Here is a 23976-nt window from a genome sequence, read left to right as displayed (position 1 = left end):
CGATCAGTCCACGTGATAGTTCGGTGCTTCCTTCGTGATCTGCACGTCGTGCACGTGCGACTCGCGCATGCCCGCCGCGGTGATCTGGACGAATTCGGCCTTCTCGTGCAGCTCGTCGATCGTCTTGCAGCCGCAGTAGCCCATGCTGGCGCGCACGCCGCCGACCAGCTGGAACAGGATCGCGTTGACCGAACCCTTGTACGCGACGCGGCCTTCGATGCCTTCCGGCACGAGCTTGTCGATGTTCGCCGAGTTGTCCTGGAAGTAGCGGTCTGCCGCGCCGTCCTTCATCGCGCCGACCGAACCCATGCCGCGATACGACTTGTACTGGCGGCCCTGGTACAGGAACACGTCGCCCGGCGCCTCTTCGGTGCCCGCGAACATGCTGCCCATCATCACCGCGTTCGCGCCGGCCGCGAGGGCCTTCGACACGTCGCCCGAGAAGCGCACGCCGCCGTCGGCGATGCACGGCACGCCGGTGCCCTTCAGCGCTTCCGACACGTTCGCGATCGCGCTGATCTGCGGCACGCCGACGCCCGCGACGATCCGCGTCGTGCAGATCGAACCCGGGCCGATACCGACCTTGACCGCGTCCGCGCCGTATTCGACGAGCGCCTTCGCGGCGGCGGCCGTCGCGATGTTGCCGCCGATCACCTCGACGTGCGGGAAGTTCTGCTTGACCCAGCGCACGCGCTCGAGCACGCCCTTGCTGTGACCGTGCGCGGTATCGACGACGATCACGTCGACGCCGGCCTGCACCAGCAGCTCGACGCGCTCTTCGTTGTCCGGACCGACGCCGACCGCCGCGCCTGCGCGCAGCTTGCCGTGTTCGTCCTTGCACGCGTCCGGGTGCTCGGTCTGCTTCGTGATGTCCTTGACGGTCATCAGGCCGCGCAGTTCGAACGCGTCGTTGACGACCAGCACGCGCTCGAGGCGGTGGCTGTGCATCAGCGCCTTCGCTTCGGCAAGCGGCGTGCCTTCCTTGACCGTGACGAGGCGCTCGCGCGGCGTCATGATCGACTTGACCGGCTCGTCGAGGCGCGTTTCGAAACGCAGGTCGCGGTTCGTAACGATGCCGACGAGCTGCGGGCCTTCGACGACCGGGAAGCCCGAGATGCCATGCTGGCGCGACAGCGCGATCACGTCGCGCACCTTCATTTGCGGCGGCACCGTGATCGGGTCGCGGACGACGCCCGACTCGAAACGCTTGACCTTCGCGACTTCGCGGGCCTGTTCGGCCGGCGTGAGGTTCTTGTGGACGATACCGACGCCACCCTGCTGCGCCATCGCGATCGCGAGGCGACCTTCGGTGACCGTGTCCATCGCGGCGGACACGAGCGGCATGTTCAGGGAGATGTTGCGGGTCAGCTTGGTCTTGAGGCTGGTGTCGCGCGGGAGAACGTCGGAGAAGGCGGGAACGAGGAGCACGTCATCGAAAGTGAGTGCTTTTTGGATCAGACGCATGGCAAATCCTATGGGCGCAAAAGCGAATTATACGCGAAGCGCCACGAATTTTCACAACACGAACAACGGCTTAGCCGGTTCCGGCCGTTCGGGGGCCGAATCGTTCGGATCGCCGTTCGGTTCGCTTTCGATCGCTTTTCGTTTCATCGCCGCATCGAGCCATTCGCGCAACCGGCGGCTGGGCGGCAAGTGCCCGCGTCGCGGCAGGGCCGCAGGGCCGCGGCGGAAGCGGCCGCGGCGGAAGCGGCCGCGCACGGCGCGCCCGGCGACCCGCCGAAGCGGCTTGCCTGCCGTGCGTCACGCCAGCCCGGCCGCGCGGACGATCATCGCCATGCCGCCCGCCGCCGCCCCGCAACCGACGACCCTCGCGACGCGCCCGCCGGCCGGCGCAACGCGTTCGGCGGCGATCGCCGCCGTCACGGCGGCCATCACGCGCAGATCCATCATGCCGGCCGCCAGCGCGATCGCCATCAGGTTGCCGCAACACGCCCCGCACCGGATGGCAGCGCGCACGCCGTACCACCATGCCGTGACGGACGACGCTCGCGACTGGTGTGCGTGCGCCGCCGCCTGCCGGCCGTGCCCGCAGCACGCCAGCCGGCGCGCCTTCCATCCGGAGAATTGCAACGCGCCCGCGGCCAGCACGATGGCGCCGGCCACGAAGGGCATCGCACGGGCGAGCGCCGGTAGCCGGGCGGCGGCCGCCGTCAGTGCGAGGCCGGCCGGAAACACGAGCGCTCCGAGCGCCATCCAGACCGAGAAATATCCCGCCCCCGCGACGACGACGAGCCAGGCCGAGCGCGCCGTCCGCGGGCCGATGCGCTGCCGGTAATGCCAGAGCTGCGGCGCGAGCACGGGCAGCATCATCGTCACCGTCATCGCGCCCCACATTCCGGCGAACGCCGCGAACGCGCGCCCGGCGCCCTGACCGCACGGCCGCAGCCAGGCGGCCGAGGCCATCCAGCCGCCGGGCATCGGCTCGCCGCCCATCGCGGCCATCGATGCGTGCTGCCCCAGCCACGCCATCGCGGCGACCGCGAACACGGCCGCGACCGCCACGCCGAATGCCCGCGGATCGGCGGCCGTCTCGCCGGTTGTCGGCCGTGTCATCGCGTGCTCCCGCTCGCAGCCGGCCGATCAGCCGCGCGCGTACTCGTCGTGACGGCGCCACCACGGGCCGGCCTCGTTGCGGCCGCGCGGCGCGCGATCGAGCCACTGGTACATCCCCCACAATCCGTCGAGGCCACGCGCGTAGGTCGAATACGTGTGATAGACGGCGCCGTCCTCGCGCACGAACGCGCTCATCCCCGGCCGGTCGCGCGAATACGTGGCCGCATCGGTGCCGCACGTGGCCGCGAACTGCACGACGGGCGCCGGCGGCGGATCCATGTCCATCGCGTGGCCGGCCCGCGCATAGTTGTATTCGACGTCGCCCGCGCGCTGCTGCGTTTCGGTGAACGACACGTTGAAGTCGAAGTTGAAATCGCTGCCGACCGACGACGCCCACGGAAACGTCCACCCCATCCGCTGCCGGTACGCGAGCAGTTTCGCGAGCGGCGCGCGCGACACGGCTGCGAGCGTCACGTCGTGGTGCGCCAGATGCACGGCGAAGCCGTCGAAGCCGTCGGCGAGCGCCGAGCACGACGGGCAGCCCGCCTTGTAGTCGGGACCGAACATGAAGTGATAGACGAGCAGTTGCGAACGGCCGCGAAACAGGTCGTCGAGCGTCGCCTGTCCGGCTTCGGTATCGAATCGGTAGGTCTTGTCGACGCGCACCCACGGCAGCGCCTGGCGCCGCCGCGCGAGTTCGTCGCTTTGCCGCGTCAGCGCCTTTTCCGCGTCGAGCAGCGCGCGGCGTTCGACCAGCCATGCGTCGCGTGTTCCGGTGAGATGAGTCGTCATTGCGGGTTGCTCCTTCCGATGGGTATCCGGGCACGGCGTACGGAGCCGTGTGCGTGGTGCTAGATTAGTGCCGGGCATCGGACCGGAGGGAGTGACAAGTGTGTCGGGATTCGAATGGATTCGCTGATCACGGCGGCCGCGCGCGCGCTCGCGGCCGGTGACGCGCTCGGTGCGCTGAACCGCGTCGCGCTGCGCGACGATGCGCCGGCGCTCGCGCTACGCGGAATCGCGCTCGCGCAACTCGGCGATTTCGAACGGGCGCGAGCGCTCGTGCGCGGCGCCGCACGGGCATTCGGCGCGAAGGAAGCGATCGCACGGGCGCGCTGCGTCGTCGCGGAGGCCGAGATCGCGCTCGCGTCGCGCGACCTGCACTGGCCGACGCGTGCGCTCGATGCGGCCTGCGCGACGCTCGACGCGCACGGCGACCGCGCGAACGCCGCGCATGCCCGCTATCTCGGCGTGCGCCGGTTGCTGCTGATCGGTCATCTCGACGAGGCCGAGCGGCTGCTCGCGCATCTCGATCCCGCACCGCTGCCGCCCGCGTCGCGCGCCGCCCATGAATTGATCGCGGCCGGCATCGCGATGCGCCGCATTCGCACGCAGGCGGCCCGCGCGGCACTTGCCCGGGCGCGGACGGCCGCCCGCGCCGCCGGCATCGCCGCGCTGACGGCCGAGGTCGACACCGCGGCGCGCGTGCTCGACGCACCGGCCGCGCGGCTCATCGCACGCGGCACGTCGCGGCTCGTCCCGCTCGACGAAGTCGAGGCGCTGTTCGAGTCGAATGCGCTCGTCGTCGACGCGTGCCGCCACACGGTGCGCGACGCGCGCACGACCGTATCGCTCGCGCGGCGTCCAGTGCTGTTCGTGCTCGCGCGTGCGCTCGGCGAGGCGTGGCCGGCCGACGTGTCGAGAAACGCACTCGTCGCCGCCGCGTTCCGTGCGAAACAGGCCGACGAATCGCATCGCGCGCGGCTGCGGGTCGAAATGGGCCGGCTGCGCGCGGTGCTGCGCCCGCTCGCGAACGTCGTCGCGACGCCGCGCGGCTTCGCGCTCGAACCGCTCGGCGTGCGCGAAACCATCGTCCTCGCGCGCCCGGTCGACGATCGCCATGCGGCCGTGCTCGCGCTTCTCGCCGACGGCGAAGCGTGGTCGAGCTCCGCGCTGGCGCTCGCACTTGGCGCCAGCCAGCGCACCGTGCAACGCGCGCTCGATGCGCTCGCGGAAACCGGCAAGGTTCAGGCGCTCGGCCGCGGGCGCGCGCGCCGCTGGATGACGCCGCCGCTGCCCGGATTCGCGACGACCTTGTTACTCCCGGTTGCGCTGCCGGGAGATTAGGATGGCCCCATCGAACAACGAGGTGACGAACATGAAACGCTCCACTGCAGACATCCTTCGCGAGTACGGCCCGTTTCCGGGTGTCGACGGCGTGCACGGCGTCACGTTCGACGGGCAGCACGTGTGGTACGCGTCCGGCGACAAGCTGAATGCGCTCGACCCCGAGCGCGGCACGACAGTCCGTTCGCTCGACGTCGCCGCGCACGCGGGCACCGCGTTCGACGGCCGCCACCTGTTCCAGATCGTCGAGGACCGCATCGAGAAGATCGATCCCGAATCGGGCCGCGTGCTCGCGACGATTCCGGCGCCCGGCGGCGGCGCCGATTCGGGGCTCGCGTGGGCGGAAGGCACGCTGTGGGTCGGCCAGTACCGCGAACGCAAGATTCATCAGGTGGATCCGCAATCGGGCGCCGTGCTGCGCACGATCGAATCGAACCGCTTCGTCACCGGCGTGACGTGGGTCGACGGCGAGCTGTGGCACGGCACGTGGGAAGCCGACCAGAGCGACCTGCGGCGCATCGATCCGCGCACGGGCCAGGTGCTCGAGCAGATCGACATGCCGGCCGGCGTCGGCGTCGCGGGGCTTGAATCCGACGGTCATGACCGCTTCTACTGCGGCGGCGGCAACAGCGGCAAGCTGCGTACCGTGCGCCGCCCGGCGCGCACGCGTGCCGCCACCGACGGCACAGAAGCGACACCCGATCCGGTAGAGGACTGATTCGCCGCCCGTCGAAGCCGCGCGACGCGCCGAACCATGCTCCGAGTGCAGGAATGAACAAGACGCCGCCGTGGCGGCATCGCTAAGATGCGCGCACCTCGGTCATTTGTTCGGAGCGGTCGATGCGGCGCGGCGTGGTGTACGGTGTCCTGGCAGGCGCCCTGTGGGGCATGGTGTTTCTCGTTCCGCGGCTGCTGACCGATTTCTCGCCGCTGCTGCTGAGCGCCGGCCGCTACGCGATGTACGGCCTCGTGTCGCTCGCGGCCGCGTTGCCCGCCACCCGCTCGCTGCTCGCACGGCTGACTCGCGAGGATCTCGCCGCACTGGTGAAGCTCGCCATCGTCGGCAACGTCGCGTATTACGTGCTGCTGTCCGGCGCCGTGCACCTGATCGGCATCGCGCCCAGTTCGCTGATCGTCGGCGTGCTGCCCGTGACCGTCACGCTCGCGGGCCTCGGCGAGCGCGGCGCCGTGCCGCTGCGGCGGCTCGCCGCCCCGCTCGCGCTGGTGATCGCGGGCATCGTCTGCATCAACGTCGACCTGTTTACGTCCGACGCCGCGCACGCGACGACGCTCGCTCGGAAGCTCGCGGGCATCGCCTGCGCGGCGGGCGCGCTCGCGAGCTGGACCTGGTATGCGGTAGCGAACACACGATACCTGCAACGCCATCACCGCTTCGGCGGCAACGAATGGTCGGTGCTGTGGGGTGTCGTGACGGGCCTGCTCGGCGGGCTCTGCTGGCTGGCGATCCTCGCGCTGCCGGCCGGCATGGTGCAGGCGGCCGTCCCGGCATCGCGCTGGCAGTTGTTCTGGCTGCTGAATCTCGTGCTCGCGATCGGCGCGTCGTGGCTCGGCAACGGGCTGTGGAACGCCGCGTCGAAGCGGCTGCCGCTCACGCTGTCGGGTCAGTTGATCGTGTTCGAAACCGTGTTCGCGATGCTGTACGCGTTCGTGTACGACCGGCGGATGCCGCATGCGCTCGAGATCGCCGCACTCGTGCTGCTGCTCGCCGGCGTATACGGCTCGGTGCGACGGCATGGCGACACGCCGGGCAGCGCGCCCACAAACGCAAACGCCGCGGCCCACTGAGCGCCGCGGCGTTCGATCCGACCAATCCGGGCGAACAACGCGTCAGCGCGCGTCCTTGTGCAGCCACTTGCGGCCCTCGATCGAGCCGTCGCGGCGGGATTTGTCGACACGCCGCTGGCGCGCAAGCTTCGGATCGACGATCAGCGGACGGTAGATCTCGACACGGTCGTGATCGACGAGCGGCGCATCGAGCGGCGCGAGCTTGCCGTGGACGCCCGTCTTCGCGTGCGCGAGATCGATCTCCGGGTGCAGCGCGAGCACGCCGCTCGCGTCGATTGCCGAGCGCACGGTCGCCCCTTCGGGCAGCGACAGCGGAATCAGCGTCTGGCGCTCCGGCAGTGCGTAGCAGACTTCGATCGACAGCATCGCGTCACCCCTTTCCGTAGCGCTGGTCCGCGCGCTTCACGAACGAATCGACGAACGTGTTCGCGATGTGGCTGAACACCGGCCCGATGATCTTCTCGAGCAGGATGCTCGAAAACTCGTAGTGCAGCGCGAATTCGATCTTGCACGCATCAGCGCGCAGCACCGTGAAACGCCACGAGCCCGTGAATTTCTTGAACGGGCCGTCCGTGAACTCCATGTCGATCCGCGTCGGGCGCTGCTGCGTGTTGCGCGTCGCGAAATGCTGCTTGATGCCCTTGAAGTTGATGTCGATGCGCGCTTCCATTCCGCTCTCGTCCTGACGGCGAATCTCGACACCGCCGCACCAGGGCAGGAAATTGGGGTAATCGGCCACGTCGGTGACGAGGTCGAACATCTGTTCCGCCGAGTGACGGATCAATACGGTTTTCTGGACATCTGCCATAAATCGCGCGGCATCGCTTGAAGTGGGAAAGCCAAGCCGGGCGATTCTCGCCCCGCTTTGCTAAAATCGTGATTTTAAACGACTTGGCCCGATCCTTTCATGAGCATCATCGATAACAGGAAAGCGCACTTCGATTATCACATCGAGGAACGCTACGAGGCGGGGCTGGTGCTTGAGGGCTGGGAAGTCAAGGCGCTGCGCGCCGGACGCGGCCAGATCAAGGAAGGCTACGTCGTGGTGAAGAACGCCGAGATCTTTCTGATCGGGACCCATATCAGCCCGCTGCCCGAAGCCTCGACGCACATCCAGCCCGACCCGGTTCGCACGCGCAAGCTGCTGCTGCACCGCGAGGAAATCAAGAAGCTGATCGGCAAGGTCGAGCAGCGCGGCTACACGCTCGTGCCGCTGAACTTCCACTACAAGGGCGGTCGCGTGAAATGCGACATCGCGCTCGCGAAGGGCAAGAAGCTGCACGACAAACGCGAAACCGAGAAGAAACGCGACTGGGAACGCGAGAAGGCGCGCATCATGCGCGCCGGCACCTGACGCACGCAACGTTCATCGCAAACGACACGGCCCGCTCGAAGCGGGCCGTGTTGCTTTGGACTCCCTGAATCGCACCGGCTAGTCACCCGGCGGCGCGACGATTCGCCGCACGGCGCGGCGCACGCGGCAGCCGCGCGCGCATCGATCATCGGGCTCAGCCCTTCGCGCCGGACGCCGCCCCCGCGCTCTTGACGATCGTCAGCGCCGACGAGATCGCGGTGCCGAGATCCGACAGGTTCGACGGCACGATCAGCGTGTTGCCCTGCTTCGCGAGATTCGCGAACGCGCCGACATACTGCTCGGCGACCTTCAGGTTCACCGCGTCCATCCCGCCTTGCGACTGAATCGCGCTCGCGATCTTCTGGATCGCCTGCGCGTTCGCCTCGGCCACCGCCAGAATCGCGGCGGCTTCGCCCTGCGCCTGGTTGATCGCCGCCTGCCGCTCGCCTTCGGACTTCTGGATCGCGGCTTCGCGCGCACCCGACGCGAGGTTGATCTGCTCCTGCTTGCGGCCTTCGGACGCGGCAATCAGCGCACGCTTTTCGCGCTCCGCGGTGATCTGCGCCTGCATCGCGTGCAGGATCTCCTTCGGCGGCGTCAAATCCTTGATCTCGTAGCGCAGCACTTTCACGCCCCAGTTCGCCGCGGCGTCGTCGAGTGCCGACACGATGCTGTGGTTGATGAAATCGCGCTCCTCGAAGGTTTTGTCGAGCTCGAGCTTGCCGATCACCGAGCGCAGCATCGTCTGCGACAACTGCGTGATCGCGAGCACGAAGTTGCTCGACCCGTACGACGCCTTCATCGGATCCATCACCTGGAAATACAGCACGCCGTCGACCTGCAACTGCGTGTTGTCGCGCGTGATGCAGACCTGGCTCGGCACGTCGAGCGGAATCTCCTTCAGTATGTGCCGGTACGCGATGCGATCGACGAACGGCAGCACGATATTGAGGCCGGGCGACAGCGTCGCGTGGTAGCGCCCGAAGCGCTCGAGCACCCACGCATGCTGCTGCGGGACGATCTTCACCGTCTTCGACACGATCACGATCGCCATGACGAGCAGGACAACCCAGATGATCAGCGAATCCATGAATATTTCCTCCTTGTTGTATCAGCGGACGATCAGCCCGCGGGTTTCGCCACGACCACGAGGCAATTGCCGCGCACGGCGCTCACCTGGTACACGTGCGCATCGTCGCGCTCGCCGTGCGCGAGTTCGACGTCCCAGTCGGCCCCGCGATACTGCACGCGCGCGCGGCCGTCACGCCACGCGTCGACCGTGACGGTCGAGCCGATATCGAGATTGACGTCGGGATTCGTCGACGTGTCGCGCTTCTGCTTGCGGCCGAGCCCCGAGCGACGCAGCACGATCATCGCAACGATCGCGACCGCGGCCGCCGCGCCGAACTGCACGTGCGGCGCGAAACCGGCCAGGTGCAACAACCCGCCCGCGAGAAAGCCGAGCGCGATCATCAACAGATAGAACGTGCCCGTCAGCAACTCGGCGACGACCAGCACACCCACCCCGCCCCACCAGAACAGATGCCCCGACATCATTGTGGTCTCCCGGAAAACGGCCCCATGCTCACTCTCGTTCACTGCCCCGGAGGGGCGGCCGGTACGCCTGGGACGGTTCGACACGTACCGACAAACAAAAACACCCCGGTGCTTACCGGGGTGTTTATAGCATGAACCTTGCATTTTGCCTTCATTGAAGGAGCGATGGTGCCGCTCCTTCAATGAAAAGGCATGACCGACCGTTACTTCCGGTTGGCGAGCGCCTGCCACGTATCGATGATCGTGTCGGGGTTCAGCGAGATCGACGCGATGCCTTCGTCGGTCAGCCACTGCGCGAAGTCCGGGTGATCGGACGGGCCCTGGCCGCAGATACCGACGTACTTGCCCATCTTGCGGCAGGTATCGATCGCACGCTTCAGCAGGAACTTGACGGCCGGGTCGCGCTCGTCGAAGTCGACTGCCAGCAGTTCCATGCCCGAATCGCGGTCGAGGCCGAGCGTGAGCTGCGTGAGGTCGTTCGAGCCGATCGAGAAACCGTCGAAGTGTTCCAGGAACTCTTCGGCGAGGATCGCGTTGGTCGGGACTTCGCACATCATCACGAGACGCAGGCCGTTTTCGCCGCGCTTCAGGCCGAACTTGTCGAGCAGGCCGACGACGCGCTCCGCCTGCTTCACGGTCCGCACGAACGGCACCATGATCTCGACGTTGGTCAGGCCCATCTCGTCGCGCACGCGCTTCAGTGCACGGCATTCCATCTCGAACGCCTGCGCGAAATCGTCGGCGATGTAGCGCGACGCGCCGCGGAAGCCCAGCATCGGGTTTTCCTCGTCCGGCTCGTAACGCGAACCGCCGATCAGCTTCTTGTACTCGTTCGACTTGAAGTCGGACAGACGCACGATCACGGGCTTCGGATAGAACGCCGCCGCGATCGTCGCGACGCCTTCCGTCAGCTTGTCGACGTAGAACTGACGCGGCGACGCGTGGCCGCGCGCAACGCTCTCGACCGCCTTCTTCAGGTCCTGGTCGATGTTCGGGTACTCGAGAATCGCCTTCGGGTGAACGCCGATGTTGTTGTTGATGATGAACTCGAGACGCGCGAGGCCCACGCCGGCGTTCGGCAGTTGCGAGAAGTCGAACGCGAGCTGCGGGTTGCCGACGTTCATCATGATCTTGACCGGGATTTCCGGCAGTTCGCCGCGCTGCACTTCCGTGACTTCCGTCTCGAGCAGCCCGTCGTAGATCTTGCCTTCGTCGCCTTCCGCGCACGACACGGTGACGAGCGCGCCGTCCTTCAGGATGTCGGTCGCATCGCCGCAGCCGACGACTGCCGGCACGCCGAGCTCACGCGCGATGATCGCCGCGTGGCAGGTGCGGCCGCCACGGTTCGTGACGATCGCCGCCGCACGCTTCATCACCGGCTCCCAGTTCGGATCGGTCATGTCGGCCACCAGCACGTCGCCCGGCTGCACGCGTTCCATTTCCGACGGATCCTGGATCACGCGCACGGGGCCCGCACCGATCTTCTGGCCGATCGCACGACCCGTCGCGAGCACCTGCGACTGGCCCTTCAGCTTGAAGCGCTGCTCGGCCTTGCCCGTTGCCTGGCTCTTCACCGTTTCCGGACGTGCCTGCAGGATGAAGATCTTGCCGTCGCGGCCGTCCTTGCCCCACTCGATGTCCATCGGACGCTGGTAGTGCTTCTCGATGATGACCGCGTACTTCGCCAGCTCGATCACGTCCTCGTCGGTGATCGAGTAGCGGTTGCGCTGCTCGTGCGGCACGTCGACCGTCTTCACGCGGCCCGGCTCGCCCGGCTGCGTGAATTCCATCTTGATCAGCTTCGAGCCGATCGAGCGGCGGATGATCGGGTACTTGTCCTGCGCGAGCGTCGTCTTGAACACGTAGAACTCGTCCGGGTTCACCGCGCCCTGCACGACGGTTTCGCCCAGGCCGTAGCTCGACGTGATGAACACGGCGTCCTTGAAGCCCGATTCGGTATCGATCGTGAACATCACGCCGGCGGCGCCGACGTCCGAGCGGACCATGCGCTGCACACCGGCCGACAGCGCGACTTCGGCGTGAGTGAAGCCCTTGTGCACGCGGTAGGAGATCGCGCGGTCGTTGTACAGCGACGCGAATACGTGCTTCATGCGGTCGAGCACGTCGTCGATGCCGACGACGTTCAGATACGACTCCTGCTGGCCGGCGAACGACGCATCGGGCAGGTCTTCCGCGGTCGCGGACGAGCGCACGGCGAACGACAGCTCGCCCGGCGAGCCGTTCTTCAGCACTTCGAACTGCTCGCGGATTTCCTGCTCGAGGCGCGCCTGCAGCGGCGCATCGACGATCCACTTGCGGATTTCGGCGCCGGCTTCGGCGAGCGCCTTCACGTCGTCGATGTCGAGCGACTCGAGACGCTTGGCGATACGATCGGTCAGGTCGTTGTGCTTGAGGAAATCGCGGAACGCGAGCGCGGTCGTGGCGAAACCGGTGGGTACGCGAACGCCTGCTTCGGAAAGCTGGCTGATCATCTCGCCGAGCGACGCATTCTTGCCGCCCACGATCTCCACATCGGTCATCCGCAACTGCTCGAACGGAATTACATACGCCTGGTCCTTTGCGACGTTTGCTGCGTTAGTCATACAAGCCCCTAAGTGTGAAAAAAATACTCGATCGCGCAAGTGGGCTCGAACGCGGGCGCTTGCAAAAAGGCGCGGCGCGTCTTGCGCAACCTGTTAGATAAACACTCGCAGCGGCGGAAATCTCCCGACCCCGATTTGCAAAAATCCCGGCAGAAGGGCGATATTTGCAGACAAATCGCCAGACTTGCCGGGAATTCGGAAATCGCGCGGCCCAGCCACCGGGCGCCGTTCGCGCCCCGCCCCCGCAATTGCTTATCCAACAGGTTGCCGCTATTCTACCGTGCCGGCTGCCGGATGTGGCGCGACCTTGTCACTGGGTCTGGAGGCGCACCTCCAGCCGCCCGCGCAACCGCCCTTCACGCTCGACGTCCAGATTCATGCTGCCTACCGTATTCATCGTCTCCGACGGCACCGGGATCACTGCCGAAACCTTCGCGCATTCGATCCTCTCCCAGTTCGACCAGAAATTCCGCCTCGTGCGCGTGCCGTTCGTCGACTCGCTCGACAAGGCCTATGCGACCGTCGAGAAGATCAACGAGGCCGCCGTGCACGACGGCCGCCGCGCGATCGTGTTCACGACGCTCGTCGACAGCGAATCGAACGACATCGTCAAGCGCTCGAACGCGCTCGTGCTCGACATGTTCCAGCGCTTCGTCGAACCGCTCGAGCAGGAACTGGAACTCAAGTCGAGCCACGCGATGGGCCGTGGCCACCAGAATGCGGACACCGAGGAATACAAGACGCGAATCGAGGCGATCAACTTCTCGCTCGCGCACGACGACGGCCAGTCGAACCGCAACCTGTCGGAGGCCGACGTGATCCTCGTCGGCGTGTCGCGCAGCGGCAAGACGCCGACGAGCCTGTATCTCGCGATGCAGTACGGCGTGAAGGCAGCCAACTATCCGCTGATTCCGGAGGATTTCGAACGCGGCAAGCTGCCGTCGGCGCTGTCGGCGTACAGCGACAAGCTGTTCGGGCTGTCGATCGACCCGCAGCGCCTGTCGGAGATCCGCAACGAGCGCCGGCCGGGCAGCAAGTATGCAGCGCCCGAGAACTGCCGCTACGAGATCAACGAGGCCGAGGCGATGATGCGCCGCGAAGGGATCAAGTGGCTGTCGTCCACGCACAAGTCGATCGAGGAAATCGCGACGACGATCCTGCAGGAAATCCGCCTCGACCGGCAGTCCTACTGAGCGCGAGCGCGCCGACGGCCGTCCGGCCGTCGCCGAAAGCAACAAGGCCGCGTCAAACGCGGCCTTGTTTCGTTTTACGGCAAATGCGCGCGCGGCGTCACGCCGGTCGCTGCTGCCGCACCTGCTCGAACAGGCAAACTGCCGCCGCCGCGGCGACGTTCAGCGACTCCATCCCGCCCGGCTGCGGAATCGTCACGCGATGCGTGGCCGCGTCGCGCCAGAACGCCGACACGCCGGCGCCTTCGTTGCCGAACACCCATGCAACGGGCCCCGACAGGTCGCAGTCGTAGACCGCCTGCGCGCCGTGCGAGTCGGTCAGCGCGACCGGTACGGCGAGGCGCTCGGCAAGCGACGCGGCTTCGATATCCTCATGGATCGACAGCAGGAAATGCGCGCCCATGCCCGAACGCAGCACCTTCGACGACCACGCATAGGCCGTCCCCGGCGCGCAGAACACGTGACGCACGCCGGCCGCCGCCGCGCTGCGCAGGATCGAACCGACATTGCCGGCATCCTGCACGCCGTCGAGCACGACCGACGTGTGCGTCACGCGTGCGGGCAGCGGTTGCGCCGGCCGATCGACCAGCAGCAGGAAGCCGACGCCGTTGACGACGTTCGACAACTGCCCGAACAGCGCGTCCGGCAGCGTGACGATCCGCTGCGCGTCGATACGCGCGACGATCGCCTGCGCCTCGGCGTGGCCGAGCGCGCCTTCGGTCGTGACGCACAGCTCGGGTGTCGCACCCGTATCGAGGTACGCGCTCGCCAGGTGGAACCCTTCGAGCAGCGCCTGGCCGCTGCGGCGCTGATGGGGCGTCGAACCCGCGAGCGCCTTCAGGCGCTTGTACAGCGGGTTGTCGCGGGAAGTAATGCTTTTCATCGAATCAGATCGAGCGCTTCACGGACGGGCGCGAACGAGCGCCGATGCGCTTCGCACGGGCCGTGCTCGCGCAATGCGGCAAGATGTTTCGCGGTGCCGTAGCCCGCATGCACGTTGAAGCCGTACACCGGGAAGCGTTCGTGCAGGTCGACCAGCATCCGGTCGCGCGTGACCTTCGCGAGGATCGATGCGGCCGAGATGCTCGGCACGAGCGCGTCGCCGCTGACGATCGCCTCGGCACGCACGGTCAGCGTCGGGCACCGGTTGCCGTCGATCTGCGCGAGCGTCGGCAGCACCGACAGCCCCTCGACGGCCCGCTTCATCGCGAGCATCGTCGCGTGCAGGATGTTCAGCGTATCGATCTCGTCGACGCTCGCCGACGCGACGCAATACGCGTGCGAACGCGCGACGATCAGGTCGTACAGCATGTCGCGCTTCTTCGCCGACAGCACTTTCGAATCGTCGAGCCCGTCGATCGGCCGGGCCGGATCGAGAATCACCGCGGCGGCCACCACCGGACCCGCGAGCGGGCCGCGGCCTGCTTCGTCGACACCGCAGACGATCTCGTCCGGACGGCTGAAATCGAAACCGCCCTGCCCGTCGCTCGACGCGCGGCGGCGGGGTGCACGGACCGCGGTCATGCGCGCCCCTTGCGTTGTTCGAGCACGCGCACGACGGCCTCGGCCGCCTTCGCGGCCGTGTTCTGCCGCAGCGAAAGATGCATTTCGGTAAATACTTCGGTCAGCGTGCGGCGGTTCGCGTCGTCGCGCAGTTGCGTGAGCGTCGCATCGGCCAGCGCCTCGGGCGTCGCGAAATGCTGCAACAGTTCGGGCACGACGAAGCGCCCCGCCAGGATGTTCGGCAAGCCGACATACGGCAGGTAGCCCTGCCGACGCATGATCTGCCCGGTCAGCCAGGGCACCTTGTACGAGATCACCATCGGCTTCTTCAGCAGCGCGGCTTCCAGCGTGACGGTGCCGCTCTTCACGAGGATCGCGTCGGCGGCCGTCATCGCGACCTGCGAACGGCCGTCGGTGATCGTCAACGCGAGCTGCGGGTGCGCGTCGACGAGCGGCTGCAGCAGTTCGCGCAGTGCAGGCGTCGCGGCCGGCATCACGAACCGCACGCCGGGCTCGCGCTGCTGCATCAGCGCCATCGCCGCGAAGAACGTCGGGCCGATCAGCGCGATCTCCGAGCGCCGGCTGCCCGGCAGCACCGCGATCACGGGACCGTCGGCCGGCAGACCCAGCGCGATGCGCGCGCCGTGCGTGTCGGGTTCGAGCGGAATGTCGTCGGCGAGCGGATGGCCGACGTAGGTCGATGCGACGCCGGCCTTGTCGAGAATCGCCGGTTCGAACGGGAACAGGCACAGCATGTGATCGACGGACTTCGCGATCTTCTTGATCCGGCCGCCGCGCCACGCCCAGATCGACGGGCACACGAAGTGGATCGACGGGATGCCCGCGTCGCGCGCGGCCTGTTCGACGTTGAAGTTGAAATCGGGCGCATCGACGCCGATGAACGCATCCGGCCGCTCGGCGAGCAACTGGCGCTTCAGTTCGCCGCGAATCCGCAGGATCTCGGGAATCTGGCCCAGCGCCTCGACATAGCCGCGCACCGTCAGCTTGTCCATCTGCCAGTGCGAGTCGAAGCCCTGCGCGATCATGCGCGGCCCGCCGATCCCGTAATACTGGGCCGATTCGGGCAGCCGCTCGCGCAGGCCGCCGAGCAGCGACGCCGCGAGCAGGTCGCCCGACGGCTCGCCGGCCACCATCGCGAGCCGGAGCTGGTTGGTCGGGAGCGGCATCGCCTAGCGGATGATGCCGCGTTGCGACGCGACGACGAACTCGACGAGCGCCTTCACCGGTGCATCGCCTTCGCCGCCCGCTTGCGCGAGCTCGCTCAGTTGCACCTTCGCTTCCTCGAGCGACAGGCCGTTCTTGTACAGCACGCGGTACGCGCTGCGCAGCGCCGAGATCGCGTCGGCCGAGAAGCCGCGCCGGCGCAGCCCTTCGACGTTGATCCCGTGCGGCTCGGCCTTGTTGCCCGCCGCGATCACGAACGGCGGAATGTCCTGCACGAGCGCCGATGCGCCACCCAGCATCGAATGCGCGCCGATGCGCACGAACTGGTGCACGCCCGACATGCCGCCGACGATCGCCCAGTCGCCGATCTCGACGTGGCCCGCCATCTGCGCGTTGCTCGACAGGATCACGTGGCTGCCGACGGTGCAGTCGTGGCCGATGTGCACATAGGCCATGATCCAGTTGTCGTCGCCGAGCGTCGTCACGCCGACGTCCTGCACGGTGCCCGTGTGAATCGTCGTGAATTCGCGGATCGTGTTGCGATTGCCGATCACGAGCCGGGTCGGTTCGTCCTTGTACTTCATGTCCTGCGGACGGCCGCCGACCGACGCGTAATGGCCGATGCGGTTGTCCTCGCCGAGCGTCGTATGGCCTTCGATCACGCTGTGCGAGCCGATCGTCGTGCGCGCGCCGATCGTGACGTGCGGGCCCACGATCGCGTACGGGCCGATCTCGACCGATTCGTCGATCTGCGCGCCCGGCTCGACGATCGCGGTAGGATGAATCCTGGTCATGCGCCGTTGCCTCTCGATATGATGTGTCGCGTTGCTCGCGTTACGTTACCCATGCGTGCCGCGTCGCTCAGGGCGCCGCGTCGGCCGTCTTGACCGTGCACATCAGTTCGGCTTCCGCCGCCACCTTGCCGTCCACTTCCGCCACCGCCTTGAATTTCCAGATGCCGCGGATGTAGCGCTCGAACGTCACGTTCAGGATCAGCTGGTCGCCCGGTTCGACCACGCGCTTGAAGCGGGCACCGTCGATCCCGACGAAGTAATACAGCGTGTTTTCCGGATCCTTCGGCGTCTCTTCCGCGAACGTCAGCAGCGCCGCGGCCTGGGCGAGCGCCTCGAGGATCAGCACGCCCGGCATCACCGGCCGCTTCGGGAAGTGCCCCTGGAAGAACGGCTCGTTGATCGACACGTTCTTCAGCGCTTTGATCCCTTTGTGCGGCTCGAGTTCGAGCACGCGATCGACGAGCAGAATCGGGTAGCGATGCGGCAGCAGCGTGAGGATCTTGTGGATGTCGAGATTGATTTTTTCAGTGCTCATGATGGTTCGTCTCACGCAGAGGCTGCGCGGTGGTGATGCAAAGGCTGAAGCGGGCCGCCGCGCGGCCCAGTCTGACAAACCGGGCCGGTTGCGCTGGCCGTGCCCGGTTCGTGGTCTCGCATGATGCGCTCAGGCGTGGGTGCCGCCCTGGGCGGCGAGCGCGGCTTCGAGCGCCTTGATGCGCTCGCGCAGCTTGTCGAGGTTGCGCACGAGCGCGGCGCTCTTGTTCCATTCGCCGTGGTCGACGGCCGGGAACGCGCTGGTATAGATGCCGGCCTTCGGCAGCGACTTCGATACGCCCGACTTCGCGGTGATGATCACATAATCGCCGAGCGTCACGTGGCCGGCGATCCCCGCCGCGCCGCCGATCATGCAATGGCGGCCGATCGTCGTGCTGCCCGCGATGCCGGCGCTGCCGGCGATCACCGTGTACGCGCCGATCCGGCAGTTGTGGCCGATCTGGACCTGGTTGTCGATCTTCACGCATTCCTCGATGACGGTATCCGCCATCGCGCCGCGGTCGATCGTCGTGTTCGCGCCGATTTCGACGTCCGGGCCGATCGTCACGCCGCCGACCTGCGGGATCTTGACCCAGCTGCCGGTGCGCGCGTCGCCGTCGCCGACGAAATCCGGTGCGAAGCCGAAGCCGTCCGAGCCGATCACGGCGCCCGAATGGACGATCGCGCGCGGGCCGATCTTGCAGCCGTGGTACACCGATGCGTTCGGATAGAAATGCGAGCCGGCGCCGATCGTCGTGCCGCGGCCAACGAATACGTTCGCGTCGAGCTGTACGCCGTCTTCGATCACCGCGCCGGCCTCGACCGTCACGTGCGGGCCGATCACCGCGGTCGCGGCGACCTTCGCCGCCGGATCGATCGTCGCGCTCGGATGCACGCCGGCCGCGCGCGGCGGCATGGCGAGATCGATGAACATCTGCGCGACGCGCGCGAAGTACGCGTACGGATTCGGCGTCACGATGAAATTGCGGGCTTTGGCGGCCGCACCCAGCTTTTCGAGATCCTTCGGCGCGATCAGCACCGCGCCGGCGCGGGTCGTCTCGACCTGCGACAGGTACTTCGGGTTCGCAAGAAACGCGAGTTGCTGAGGGCCTGCCTGGTCGAGCGGCGCGAGGCCGCCGACCGTGCACTGTGCATCGCCGGCGATCTCGCCGCCGAACCGCTTTACGAGTTCATCGAGCGTCAATGCCATTCGTCGTCTGCTCCGTTCAGTTCGTCGAGCCGGACGCGAGCGCCTTGAGCACCTTGTCGGTGATGTCGATGCGCGGGCTGACGTACACGGCTTCCTGCACGATCAGGTCGTAGTTCTGCTGCTCGGCGATCTGCTTGATGACCTTGTTCGCCCGCTCCAGCACGGCCGCCAGTTCCTCGTTGCGACGCTGGTTCAGGTCTTCGCGGAACTCGCGCTGCTTGCGCTGGAAGTCGGTGTCGAGCTGAGCGAGATCGCGCTGCTTCTGCGCGCGATCGGCCGCCGACAGCGACGTGCCGCCCTTGTCCAGCGAATCGGACATCGACTTCAGACGCGCCGCCAGATCCTGCAGATCCTTGTCGCGCTTCGCGAACTCGGCTTCGAGCTTCGTCTGCGCCGCTTTCGCGGGCGCCGACTCGCGCAGGATCCGATCCGAATTGACCGCCGCGATGCGGGCGACGTCCTGTGCGTGCACCGTTGCCGCGCCCAGGGCCAGCGCAACGGTCAGCGCGCACATCACTCGTTTCGAAAACTTACCGGTTAGCAAAATTACCCTCTCGTTGCTGTTGTCATGCGTTCGGTCAGAACGCCGTCCCGATCTGGAACTGGAATTTCTGGTACTGGTCGCCTTCGTGCTTCTGCAGCGGGAAGCCGAGACTCAGTTTCAGCGGGCCGATCGGCGAAATCCATGCGAGACCCACACCGTAGCCGTAGCGCAGGCCGTTGGAGCCCGTACTCGTGCCGCCCGGCGCATTGCCCCACACGTTACCGCCGTCGAGGAACGTGAACACGCGCAGCGTGCGGTCGTAACCCGTGCCCGGCAGCGGGAACGTCAGCTCGATGTTGCCGACCAGCATCTTCGAACCGCCGATCGGGTCGTTCGTCTTCGTGTCGCGCGGGCCCAGCGAGCTCGGCTCGTAGCCACGCACGGAGCCGATACCGCCCGCGTAGTAGTTCTTGAAGATCGGGTACGGGTTGCCGATACCGTTACCGTAGCCGCCCTGCAGGTTCAGGCCCAGGATGAAGCCGCGCGAGAACGAATAGTAGTATTGCGCCTGCAGGTCGGCCTTGTAGTACTGGATCTTGCCGACCGGCACGCCGTACTCCATGTTCGCCTGCGTGAAGTAGCCGCGGCTCGGAATCAGCGCGCTGTCGCGCGCATCGCGCGACCACGCCACCGTCAGCGGCACCGTGTTCGACACGCGGCCGAACTCGTTCACGTAATCCTGGTAGCTCTGCGGCGTGTTCGAATCGACGTCGAGGCGGTTCTGCTCGAAGCCCGCGCCGAAGTACACGGTGTCGACTTCCGAGAACGGAATGCCGAATTTCAGGTTGCCGCCCGCGCTGATGATCCGGAAGCTCGAGCTCGTCGAATAGTAGAGCGGCTGGTACGTACGGTAGAAGACGTCCGTGATCCGCTTGATGCCGTCGACCGTGAAGTACGGGTCGACCTGCGTGACGGTCAGCGTACGATAGCTCTTCGCGGTGTTGACGTTCACCGACAGGCTCGTGCCCGAACCGAACACGTTGTCCTGCGACACGCCGGCCGACAGCACGACCTTGTCCGTCGACGAGAAGCCGGCGCCCAGCGTGATCGCGCCGGTCGGCTTTTCGTCGACCTTCACGTTCACGTCGACCTGGTCGTTCGTGCCTTCGACCGGCACCGTCGTCACGTCGACGTTGGTGAAGTAGCCGAGACGGTTCACGCGGTCCTTCGACAGCGCGAGGCGGTTCGAGTCGAACCACGAGCTTTCGAGCTGGCGCATTTCGCGGCGCACCACTTCGTCGCGCGTGCGCGTGTTGCCGACCACATTGATGCGGCGCACGTACACGCGGCGGCTCGGGTCGACGACGAGGTTCAGGTTCACCTTGTGGTTCGCCTGGTCGATGTCCGGCTGCGCGTTGACGGTCGCGAATGCATAGCCGTATTCGCCGAGCTTGTCGACGATCGACTTGGTGGTCTGCTGCAGCTTTTCGGCCGAGAAGCGGTCGCCCGGCTTGATCTTGATCAGCTTGTTGAGTTCGGCCTCGCGATCGAGCAGGTTGCCCGACAGCTTGATGCCCGACACCGTGTACGGCTCGCCTTCGTGCAGCGTGACCGTCAGGTACATGTCCTTCTTGTCCGGCGAGATCGACACCTGGGTCGACTCGATGTTGAACTCGAGGTAGCCGCGGTTCAGGTAGTACGAACGCACGGCCTCGAGGTCGCCCGTGAGCTTTTCCTTCGAGTACAGGTCGTTCTTCGTGTACCAGGAGAACCAGTTCGGCGTCGACAGCTGCATCTCGTCGCGCAGCGTGCTGGTGCTGAACGCCTTGTTGCCGATGAAGTTGATCTGGCGGATCTTCGCGCTCGGGCCTTCGGCGACCGCGAACAGGATCGACACGCGGTTCGCGTCGACCGGCGTGATCGTCGTCTTGACCTCGGCCGCATAGAAGCCGCGCGTCAGGTACTGGCGCTTGAGCTCCTGCTCCGCCTTGTCGACGAGCGCCTTGTCGTAGTAGCGGCCATCGGCGAGGCCGACCGCGCGCAGCGCCTTCGTCAGGTTGTCCTTGTCGAATTCCTTCGTGCCGGTGAAGTCGATCGACGCGATGGCCGGACGCTCCTGCACCTGCACGATCACGACGTTGCCCTGCGTGGCGATGCGAACGTCGTTGAAAAAGCCCGTCGCGTACAACGCGCGGATTGCTTCGGATGCCTTGTCGTCCGTGAAGGTATCGCCCTGCTTGATCGGCAGATAGGCGAACACCGAACCCGCTTCGACGCGCTGCAGCCCCTCGATCTTGATGTCTTGCACCACGAACGGTGCCGCTGCATGCGCCGCGAGGCCGTGCGCGGCGAGCGCGGCCGCTGCAACTGTCTTAGGTACAAAGCGATGAGGTTTGAACAACATGCATCCCCAGTATTTAGCTGCATCAAATCGGGCGGCTGGCCAGCGGCCGCCGCCTGACGCTTCAGAAATGGATTAACCGAGCCAGATCGTTGAACAGCGCGATCGCCGACAATGCGACGATGCAGATCAACCCGGCTCTTTGCAGAATCAGCTGCCAGCGCTCCGAGACGGCTTTCCCGGTCGCGGCTTCAACCGCATAATATAACAGATGCCCCCCGTCCAAAACGGGAATCGGCAACAAGTTCAGGACGCCAAGGCTAATGCTGACAAGGGCGAGGAACGACAGGAACGCCGACGGGCCGAGCCGCGCGCTCTTGCCTGCGTAGTCGGCGATCGTCACCGGGCCGGACAGGTTCTTCAGCGACGCGTTGCCCGTGATCATGCGCCCGAACATCTTCAGCGAATACACGGAAATGTCCCACGTGCGGTGCGCGCCGAGCCGCAGGCTCTCGATCGGCCCGTAGCGCACGTCCACCGACGGCGCGTGCATCGACAGCGCCGCGCCGATCCGGCCGACCTGCTGCCCGGATTCGTCGTCGCGCTGCATCTGCGGCACGATCGACACCGTCCGCACGGCGCCGTTGCGCTCGATCTGCAGGTCGAGCGGCTGCCCCGCATGGTGCTTCACCGTATCGATGAAGCGCGCCGCGCCGCCGATCGGCTTGCCGTCGAGCGCGACCAGCTTGTCGCCGACTGTCAGGCCCGCCCGCTCCGCCGCGCTGCCCGGCTGCACCGACGCGACCGACAACGTGCCGCCGCCAGCCTCGAAGCCCAGATGGGCCATGAAGTCGTCGTCGAGCTGGCTGTCGGGCACGTTACGCAGGTCGACGCGGAAATCGAACGTCGTCGCATTGCCGTCGCGCGCGCCGAGCACGACCTCGCGATGGTCGAATGCGGCCGACAGCAGCTTCCAGCGCAGGTCCGACCACGATCGCACCGGTTCGGACTCGCCACCCTGCGCGTCGCGGATCGACACGACCGTCTCGCTGCCGTCGAAACCCGCGCGCGCCGCCGCGGTGCCGGCGGCCGGCGGCGCGACGATCGCGGTCGGCTCGGTCACGCCGGTGGCGAATACGACGGAGAACAGCGCGATTGCCAGCAGGAAGTTCGCAATCGGCCCGGCCGCGACGATCGCGATACGCTTGTAGACCGACTGGCGATTGAATGCCTGCCCGAGCTCCTCGGGCGGGATGCCGGGGCCCGGATCACGCTCGTCGAGCATCTTCACGTAGCCGCCGAGCGGCAGCACGGACAGCGTCCACTCGGTGCCCGTCCTGCGGCTGACCCAGCGCGCGACGGGCTGGCCGAAACCGATCGAGAAACGCAGCACCTTCACGCCGCACCAGCGCGCGACACGATAATGTCCGTACTCATGCACGACGACCAGTATCCCGATCGCCACCGCAAACGCGACCAGTTCGACCAGCACGTTCATGAGCACCCCATTCAGACCGTACGCTCCACGCGTGGCGCAGGCGCTTTTGCAATGATCGCGGCGGCGAGGCGGCGAGCCTCGGCATCCGCCGCGAGGACGTCGTCGAGCCCGTCGGGCGCGCGGTTCGGCAGCGTGTTGAGCACCGCGTCGACCGTCGCCGCGATCGCCATGAAGCCGATCCGGCGCTCGAGAAATGCTTCGACCGCCACTTCGTTCGCCGCGTTCAATGCGGCGCTCGCGATACCGCCTTCCTCGAGTGCCTTCAGCGCGAGCGCGAGGCACGGGAAGCGCGCGTAATCGGGCTTCTCGAACGACAGCTGGGCGATCTGCGCGAGGTCGAGCTGATCGACGCCCGCGTCGACGCGCTCGGGGAATGCGAGCGCGTGTGCGATCGGCGTACGCATGTCGGGGTTGCCGAGCTGCGCGAGCACCGAGCCGTCGCGGTACGACACGAGCGAATGGATCACGCTCTGCGGATGGATCAGCACGTCGATCCGGTCGCCCGGCAGCCCGAAGATCCAGTGCGCCTCGATAACCTCGAGGCCCTTGTTCATCATCGTCGCGGAATCGACCGAGATCTTGCGGCCCATCACCCAGTTCGGATGCTTGCACGCCTCGTCCGGCGTCACGTCGACGAGCGTGGCCGGCTCGCGCGTGCGGAACGGGCCGCCCGATGCGGTCAGGATGATCTTCGAGATCCCGCCGTGCCCGGCCGCGTCGCGCGGCATGCACTGGAAGATCGCGTTGTGTTCGCTGTCCACCGGCAGCAGGATCGCGCCATGGTCGCGCACGGCGTCCATGAAGATCGCGCCCGACATCACGAGCGCTTCCTTGTTCGCGAGCAGGATCCGCTTGCCGGCGCGTGCGGCCGCCAGGCTCGGCGCGAGGCCGGCCGCGCCGACGATCGCCGCGACCACCGTGTCGCAGCCGTCGCTCCTCGACACGTCGACGAGCGCCTGCGGCCCGTGCAGCACGATCGTCTTGCTGCCCGCCGCGCGCAGTTTCGCATCGACGTGCGCGGCCGTCGCGGCATCGCCGACCACCGCCACTTCAGGCGCGAAGCGCAGACACTGCTCGACGAGCTTGTCGCCGTTGCGGTGCGCGGTCAGCGCGTAGACCGAGAAGCGCTCCGGATGGCGCGCGACCACATCGAGCGTGCTGTCTCCGATCGAGCCCGTGGAACCGAGCAATGTCAGACGTTTTTGCATAACAGAAA

Annotated in this window: 23 protein-coding genes; 5 read left to right on the top strand and 18 right to left on the bottom strand. The window is 66.8% G+C overall.

Annotated elements, in window-relative coordinates; genetic code table 11:
- Positions 1 to 3: 3 nt before the first annotated feature.
- From guaB to C4B30_RS11390, 3 genes are all read right to left on the bottom strand, one after another.
- Complete coding sequence (gene guaB / locus C4B30_RS11405; protein WP_027784746.1) at positions 4 to 1464, bottom strand: IMP dehydrogenase; 1461 nt, start codon at positions 1462 to 1464, stop codon at positions 4 to 6.
- A 297-nt stretch (positions 1465 to 1761) separates the two neighbouring features.
- Positions 1762 to 2574, bottom strand: a complete 813-nt coding sequence (locus tag C4B30_RS11395) for a DUF2182 domain-containing protein (RefSeq protein WP_027784747.1) — start codon at positions 2572 to 2574, stop codon at positions 1762 to 1764.
- Positions 2575 to 2601: 27 nt separating this feature from the next.
- Positions 2602 to 3366: a DUF899 domain-containing protein gene (locus C4B30_RS11390; RefSeq protein WP_027784748.1), complete on the bottom strand. Its 765-nt coding sequence runs from the start codon at positions 3364 to 3366 to the stop codon at positions 2602 to 2604.
- Positions 3367 to 3480: 114 nt separating this feature from the next.
- On the opposite strand from C4B30_RS11390, the gene C4B30_RS11385 reads away from it, so the two are divergent.
- The 3 genes from C4B30_RS11385 (at position 3481) to C4B30_RS11375 (ending at position 6507) form a co-directional block, all read left to right on the top strand.
- Positions 3481 to 4701: a hypothetical protein gene (locus tag C4B30_RS11385; protein WP_027784749.1), complete on the top strand. Its 1221-nt coding sequence runs from the start codon at positions 3481 to 3483 to the stop codon at positions 4699 to 4701.
- A gap of 31 nt (positions 4702 to 4732) precedes the next feature.
- Positions 4733 to 5419, top strand: coding sequence for a Vgb family protein (locus tag C4B30_RS11380; RefSeq protein WP_027784750.1), 687 nt, complete (start codon positions 4733 to 4735; stop codon positions 5417 to 5419).
- A gap of 122 nt (positions 5420 to 5541) precedes the next feature.
- Positions 5542 to 6507, top strand: coding sequence for a DMT family transporter (locus tag C4B30_RS11375; protein WP_027784751.1), 966 nt, complete (start codon positions 5542 to 5544; stop codon positions 6505 to 6507).
- A gap of 42 nt (positions 6508 to 6549) precedes the next feature.
- Here the strand turns inward: C4B30_RS11375 and C4B30_RS11370 are convergent, their stop codons facing one another.
- A complete protein-coding gene (locus tag C4B30_RS11370) occupies positions 6550 to 6873 on the bottom strand; it encodes an RnfH family protein (RefSeq protein ID WP_027784752.1) in 324 nt (107 codons plus the stop codon).
- Positions 6874 to 6877: 4 nt separating this feature from the next.
- On the bottom strand, positions 6878 to 7315 hold the full coding sequence (locus C4B30_RS11365) for a type II toxin-antitoxin system RatA family toxin (protein WP_027784753.1): 438 nt from the start codon (positions 7313 to 7315) through the stop codon (positions 6878 to 6880).
- A gap of 99 nt (positions 7316 to 7414) precedes the next feature.
- Here C4B30_RS11365 and smpB point away from each other — a divergent pair, with 99 nt between their 5' ends.
- Complete coding sequence (gene smpB, locus C4B30_RS11360; protein ID WP_027784754.1) at positions 7415 to 7861, top strand: SsrA-binding protein SmpB; 447 nt, start codon at positions 7415 to 7417, stop codon at positions 7859 to 7861.
- Between the two features lie 154 nt (positions 7862 to 8015).
- Here smpB and C4B30_RS11355 read toward each other — a convergent pair whose 3' ends face one another.
- The 3 genes from C4B30_RS11355 to ppsA all read right to left on the bottom strand — a co-directional run bounded on the left by C4B30_RS11355 (position 8016) and on the right by ppsA (position 12021).
- Complete coding sequence (locus tag C4B30_RS11355; protein ID WP_027784755.1) at positions 8016 to 8951, bottom strand: SPFH domain-containing protein; 936 nt, start codon at positions 8949 to 8951, stop codon at positions 8016 to 8018.
- Between the two features lie 32 nt (positions 8952 to 8983).
- Positions 8984 to 9418: an NfeD family protein gene (locus C4B30_RS11350; protein WP_027784756.1), complete on the bottom strand. Its 435-nt coding sequence runs from the start codon at positions 9416 to 9418 to the stop codon at positions 8984 to 8986.
- Positions 9419 to 9621: 203 nt separating this feature from the next.
- Positions 9622 to 12021 carry a phosphoenolpyruvate synthase gene (gene ppsA, locus C4B30_RS11345; protein WP_027784757.1) on the bottom strand — a complete coding sequence of 800 codons (2400 nt, stop codon included), beginning with the start codon at positions 12019 to 12021 and terminating at the stop codon, positions 9622 to 9624.
- Between the two features lie 377 nt (positions 12022 to 12398).
- Here ppsA and ppsR point away from each other — a divergent pair, with 377 nt between their 5' ends.
- Entirely contained in the window at positions 12399 to 13214 is an 816-nt protein-coding gene (gene ppsR, locus C4B30_RS11335) for a posphoenolpyruvate synthetase regulatory kinase/phosphorylase PpsR (protein ID WP_027784758.1), read from the top strand.
- 97 nt (positions 13215 to 13311) lie between these two features.
- Here ppsR and C4B30_RS11330 read toward each other — a convergent pair whose 3' ends face one another.
- The 10 genes from C4B30_RS11330 to C4B30_RS11285 all read right to left on the bottom strand — a co-directional run bounded on the left by C4B30_RS11330 (position 13312) and on the right by C4B30_RS11285 (position 23968).
- Complete coding sequence (locus C4B30_RS11330) at positions 13312 to 14094, bottom strand: TrmH family RNA methyltransferase (RefSeq protein WP_027784759.1); 783 nt, start codon at positions 14092 to 14094, stop codon at positions 13312 to 13314.
- Positions 14091 to 14735, bottom strand: coding sequence for a ribonuclease HII (rnhB, locus tag C4B30_RS11325; RefSeq protein ID WP_027784760.1), 645 nt, complete (start codon positions 14733 to 14735; stop codon positions 14091 to 14093). Before rnhB ends, C4B30_RS11330 begins: the two co-directional genes overlap by 4 nt.
- Complete coding sequence (gene lpxB / locus C4B30_RS11320) at positions 14732 to 15901, bottom strand: lipid-A-disaccharide synthase (RefSeq protein WP_027784761.1); 1170 nt, start codon at positions 15899 to 15901, stop codon at positions 14732 to 14734. The genes rnhB and lpxB overlap by 4 nt, the downstream gene beginning before the upstream one ends.
- Positions 15902 to 15904: 3 nt before the next feature.
- Positions 15905 to 16693 carry an acyl-ACP--UDP-N-acetylglucosamine O-acyltransferase gene (lpxA, locus tag C4B30_RS11315; protein WP_027784762.1) on the bottom strand — a complete coding sequence of 263 codons (789 nt, stop codon included), beginning with the start codon at positions 16691 to 16693 and terminating at the stop codon, positions 15905 to 15907.
- A 67-nt stretch (positions 16694 to 16760) separates the two neighbouring features.
- Positions 16761 to 17228, bottom strand: coding sequence for a 3-hydroxyacyl-ACP dehydratase FabZ (fabZ, locus tag C4B30_RS11310; RefSeq protein ID WP_027784763.1), 468 nt, complete (start codon positions 17226 to 17228; stop codon positions 16761 to 16763).
- Between the two features lie 129 nt (positions 17229 to 17357).
- Complete coding sequence (gene lpxD / locus C4B30_RS11305) at positions 17358 to 18437, bottom strand: UDP-3-O-(3-hydroxymyristoyl)glucosamine N-acyltransferase (protein ID WP_027784764.1); 1080 nt, start codon at positions 18435 to 18437, stop codon at positions 17358 to 17360.
- Positions 18438 to 18453: 16 nt separating this feature from the next.
- The gene (locus C4B30_RS11300) at positions 18454 to 18951 is read right to left on the bottom strand and encodes an OmpH family outer membrane protein (RefSeq protein WP_034185423.1); all 498 of its coding nucleotides are present in this window, start codon (positions 18949 to 18951) and stop codon (positions 18454 to 18456) included.
- A 64-nt stretch (positions 18952 to 19015) separates the two neighbouring features.
- Positions 19016 to 21325: an outer membrane protein assembly factor BamA gene (bamA, locus tag C4B30_RS11295; protein WP_034185424.1), complete on the bottom strand. Its 2310-nt coding sequence runs from the start codon at positions 21323 to 21325 to the stop codon at positions 19016 to 19018.
- A 61-nt stretch (positions 21326 to 21386) separates the two neighbouring features.
- Positions 21387 to 22760 carry an RIP metalloprotease RseP gene (gene rseP / locus C4B30_RS11290; protein WP_027784767.1) on the bottom strand — a complete coding sequence of 458 codons (1374 nt, stop codon included), beginning with the start codon at positions 22758 to 22760 and terminating at the stop codon, positions 21387 to 21389.
- Between the two features lie 11 nt (positions 22761 to 22771).
- The gene (locus C4B30_RS11285; RefSeq protein ID WP_027784768.1) at positions 22772 to 23968 is read right to left on the bottom strand and encodes a 1-deoxy-D-xylulose-5-phosphate reductoisomerase; all 1197 of its coding nucleotides are present in this window, start codon (positions 23966 to 23968) and stop codon (positions 22772 to 22774) included.
- Positions 23969 to 23976: the final 8 nt, after the last annotated feature.

It is taken from the genome of Burkholderia sp. BE12 (assembly GCF_002959955.1).
GTDB lineage: Bacteria > Pseudomonadota > Gammaproteobacteria > Burkholderiales > Burkholderiaceae > Burkholderia.
This window is presented reverse-complemented; position numbering and strand designations above follow the sequence as displayed.

Excerpts from the sequence above, each read along its gene's own strand:
- guaB (WP_027784746.1), bottom strand. The coding sequence starts at position 1,464 with ATGCGTCTGATCCAAAAAGCACTCACTTTCGATGACGTGCTCCTCGTT.
- C4B30_RS11395 (WP_027784747.1), bottom strand. The coding sequence starts at position 2,574 with ATGACACGGCCGACAACCGGCGAGACGGCCGCCGATCCGCGGGCATTC.
- C4B30_RS11390 (WP_027784748.1), bottom strand. The coding sequence starts at position 3,366 with ATGACGACTCATCTCACCGGAACACGCGACGCATGGCTGGTCGAACGC.
- C4B30_RS11385 (WP_027784749.1), top strand. The coding sequence starts at position 3,481 with ATGGATTCGCTGATCACGGCGGCCGCGCGCGCGCTCGCGGCCGGTGAC.
- C4B30_RS11380 (WP_027784750.1), top strand. The coding sequence starts at position 4,733 with ATGAAACGCTCCACTGCAGACATCCTTCGCGAGTACGGCCCGTTTCCG.
- C4B30_RS11375 (WP_027784751.1), top strand. The coding sequence starts at position 5,542 with ATGCGGCGCGGCGTGGTGTACGGTGTCCTGGCAGGCGCCCTGTGGGGC.
- C4B30_RS11370 (WP_027784752.1), bottom strand. The coding sequence starts at position 6,873 with ATGCTGTCGATCGAAGTCTGCTACGCACTGCCGGAGCGCCAGACGCTG.
- C4B30_RS11365 (WP_027784753.1), bottom strand. The coding sequence starts at position 7,315 with ATGGCAGATGTCCAGAAAACCGTATTGATCCGTCACTCGGCGGAACAG.
- smpB (WP_027784754.1), top strand. The coding sequence starts at position 7,415 with ATGAGCATCATCGATAACAGGAAAGCGCACTTCGATTATCACATCGAG.
- C4B30_RS11355 (WP_027784755.1), bottom strand. The coding sequence starts at position 8,951 with ATGGATTCGCTGATCATCTGGGTTGTCCTGCTCGTCATGGCGATCGTG.
- C4B30_RS11350 (WP_027784756.1), bottom strand. The coding sequence starts at position 9,418 with ATGATGTCGGGGCATCTGTTCTGGTGGGGCGGGGTGGGTGTGCTGGTC.
- ppsA (WP_027784757.1), bottom strand. The coding sequence starts at position 12,021 with ATGACTAACGCAGCAAACGTCGCAAAGGACCAGGCGTATGTAATTCCG.
- ppsR (WP_027784758.1), top strand. The coding sequence starts at position 12,399 with ATGCTGCCTACCGTATTCATCGTCTCCGACGGCACCGGGATCACTGCC.
- C4B30_RS11330 (WP_027784759.1), bottom strand. The coding sequence starts at position 14,094 with ATGAAAAGCATTACTTCCCGCGACAACCCGCTGTACAAGCGCCTGAAG.
- rnhB (WP_027784760.1), bottom strand. The coding sequence starts at position 14,735 with ATGACCGCGGTCCGTGCACCCCGCCGCCGCGCGTCGAGCGACGGGCAG.
- lpxB (WP_027784761.1), bottom strand. The coding sequence starts at position 15,901 with ATGCCGCTCCCGACCAACCAGCTCCGGCTCGCGATGGTGGCCGGCGAG.
- lpxA (WP_027784762.1), bottom strand. The coding sequence starts at position 16,693 with ATGACCAGGATTCATCCTACCGCGATCGTCGAGCCGGGCGCGCAGATC.
- fabZ (WP_027784763.1), bottom strand. The coding sequence starts at position 17,228 with ATGAGCACTGAAAAAATCAATCTCGACATCCACAAGATCCTCACGCTG.
- lpxD (WP_027784764.1), bottom strand. The coding sequence starts at position 18,437 with ATGGCATTGACGCTCGATGAACTCGTAAAGCGGTTCGGCGGCGAGATC.
- C4B30_RS11300 (WP_034185423.1), bottom strand. The coding sequence starts at position 18,951 with ATGTGCGCGCTGACCGTTGCGCTGGCCCTGGGCGCGGCAACGGTGCAC.
- bamA (WP_034185424.1), bottom strand. The coding sequence starts at position 21,325 with ATGTTGTTCAAACCTCATCGCTTTGTACCTAAGACAGTTGCAGCGGCC.
- rseP (WP_027784767.1), bottom strand. The coding sequence starts at position 22,760 with ATGAACGTGCTGGTCGAACTGGTCGCGTTTGCGGTGGCGATCGGGATA.
- C4B30_RS11285 (WP_027784768.1), bottom strand. The coding sequence starts at position 23,968 with ATGCAAAAACGTCTGACATTGCTCGGTTCCACGGGCTCGATCGGAGAC.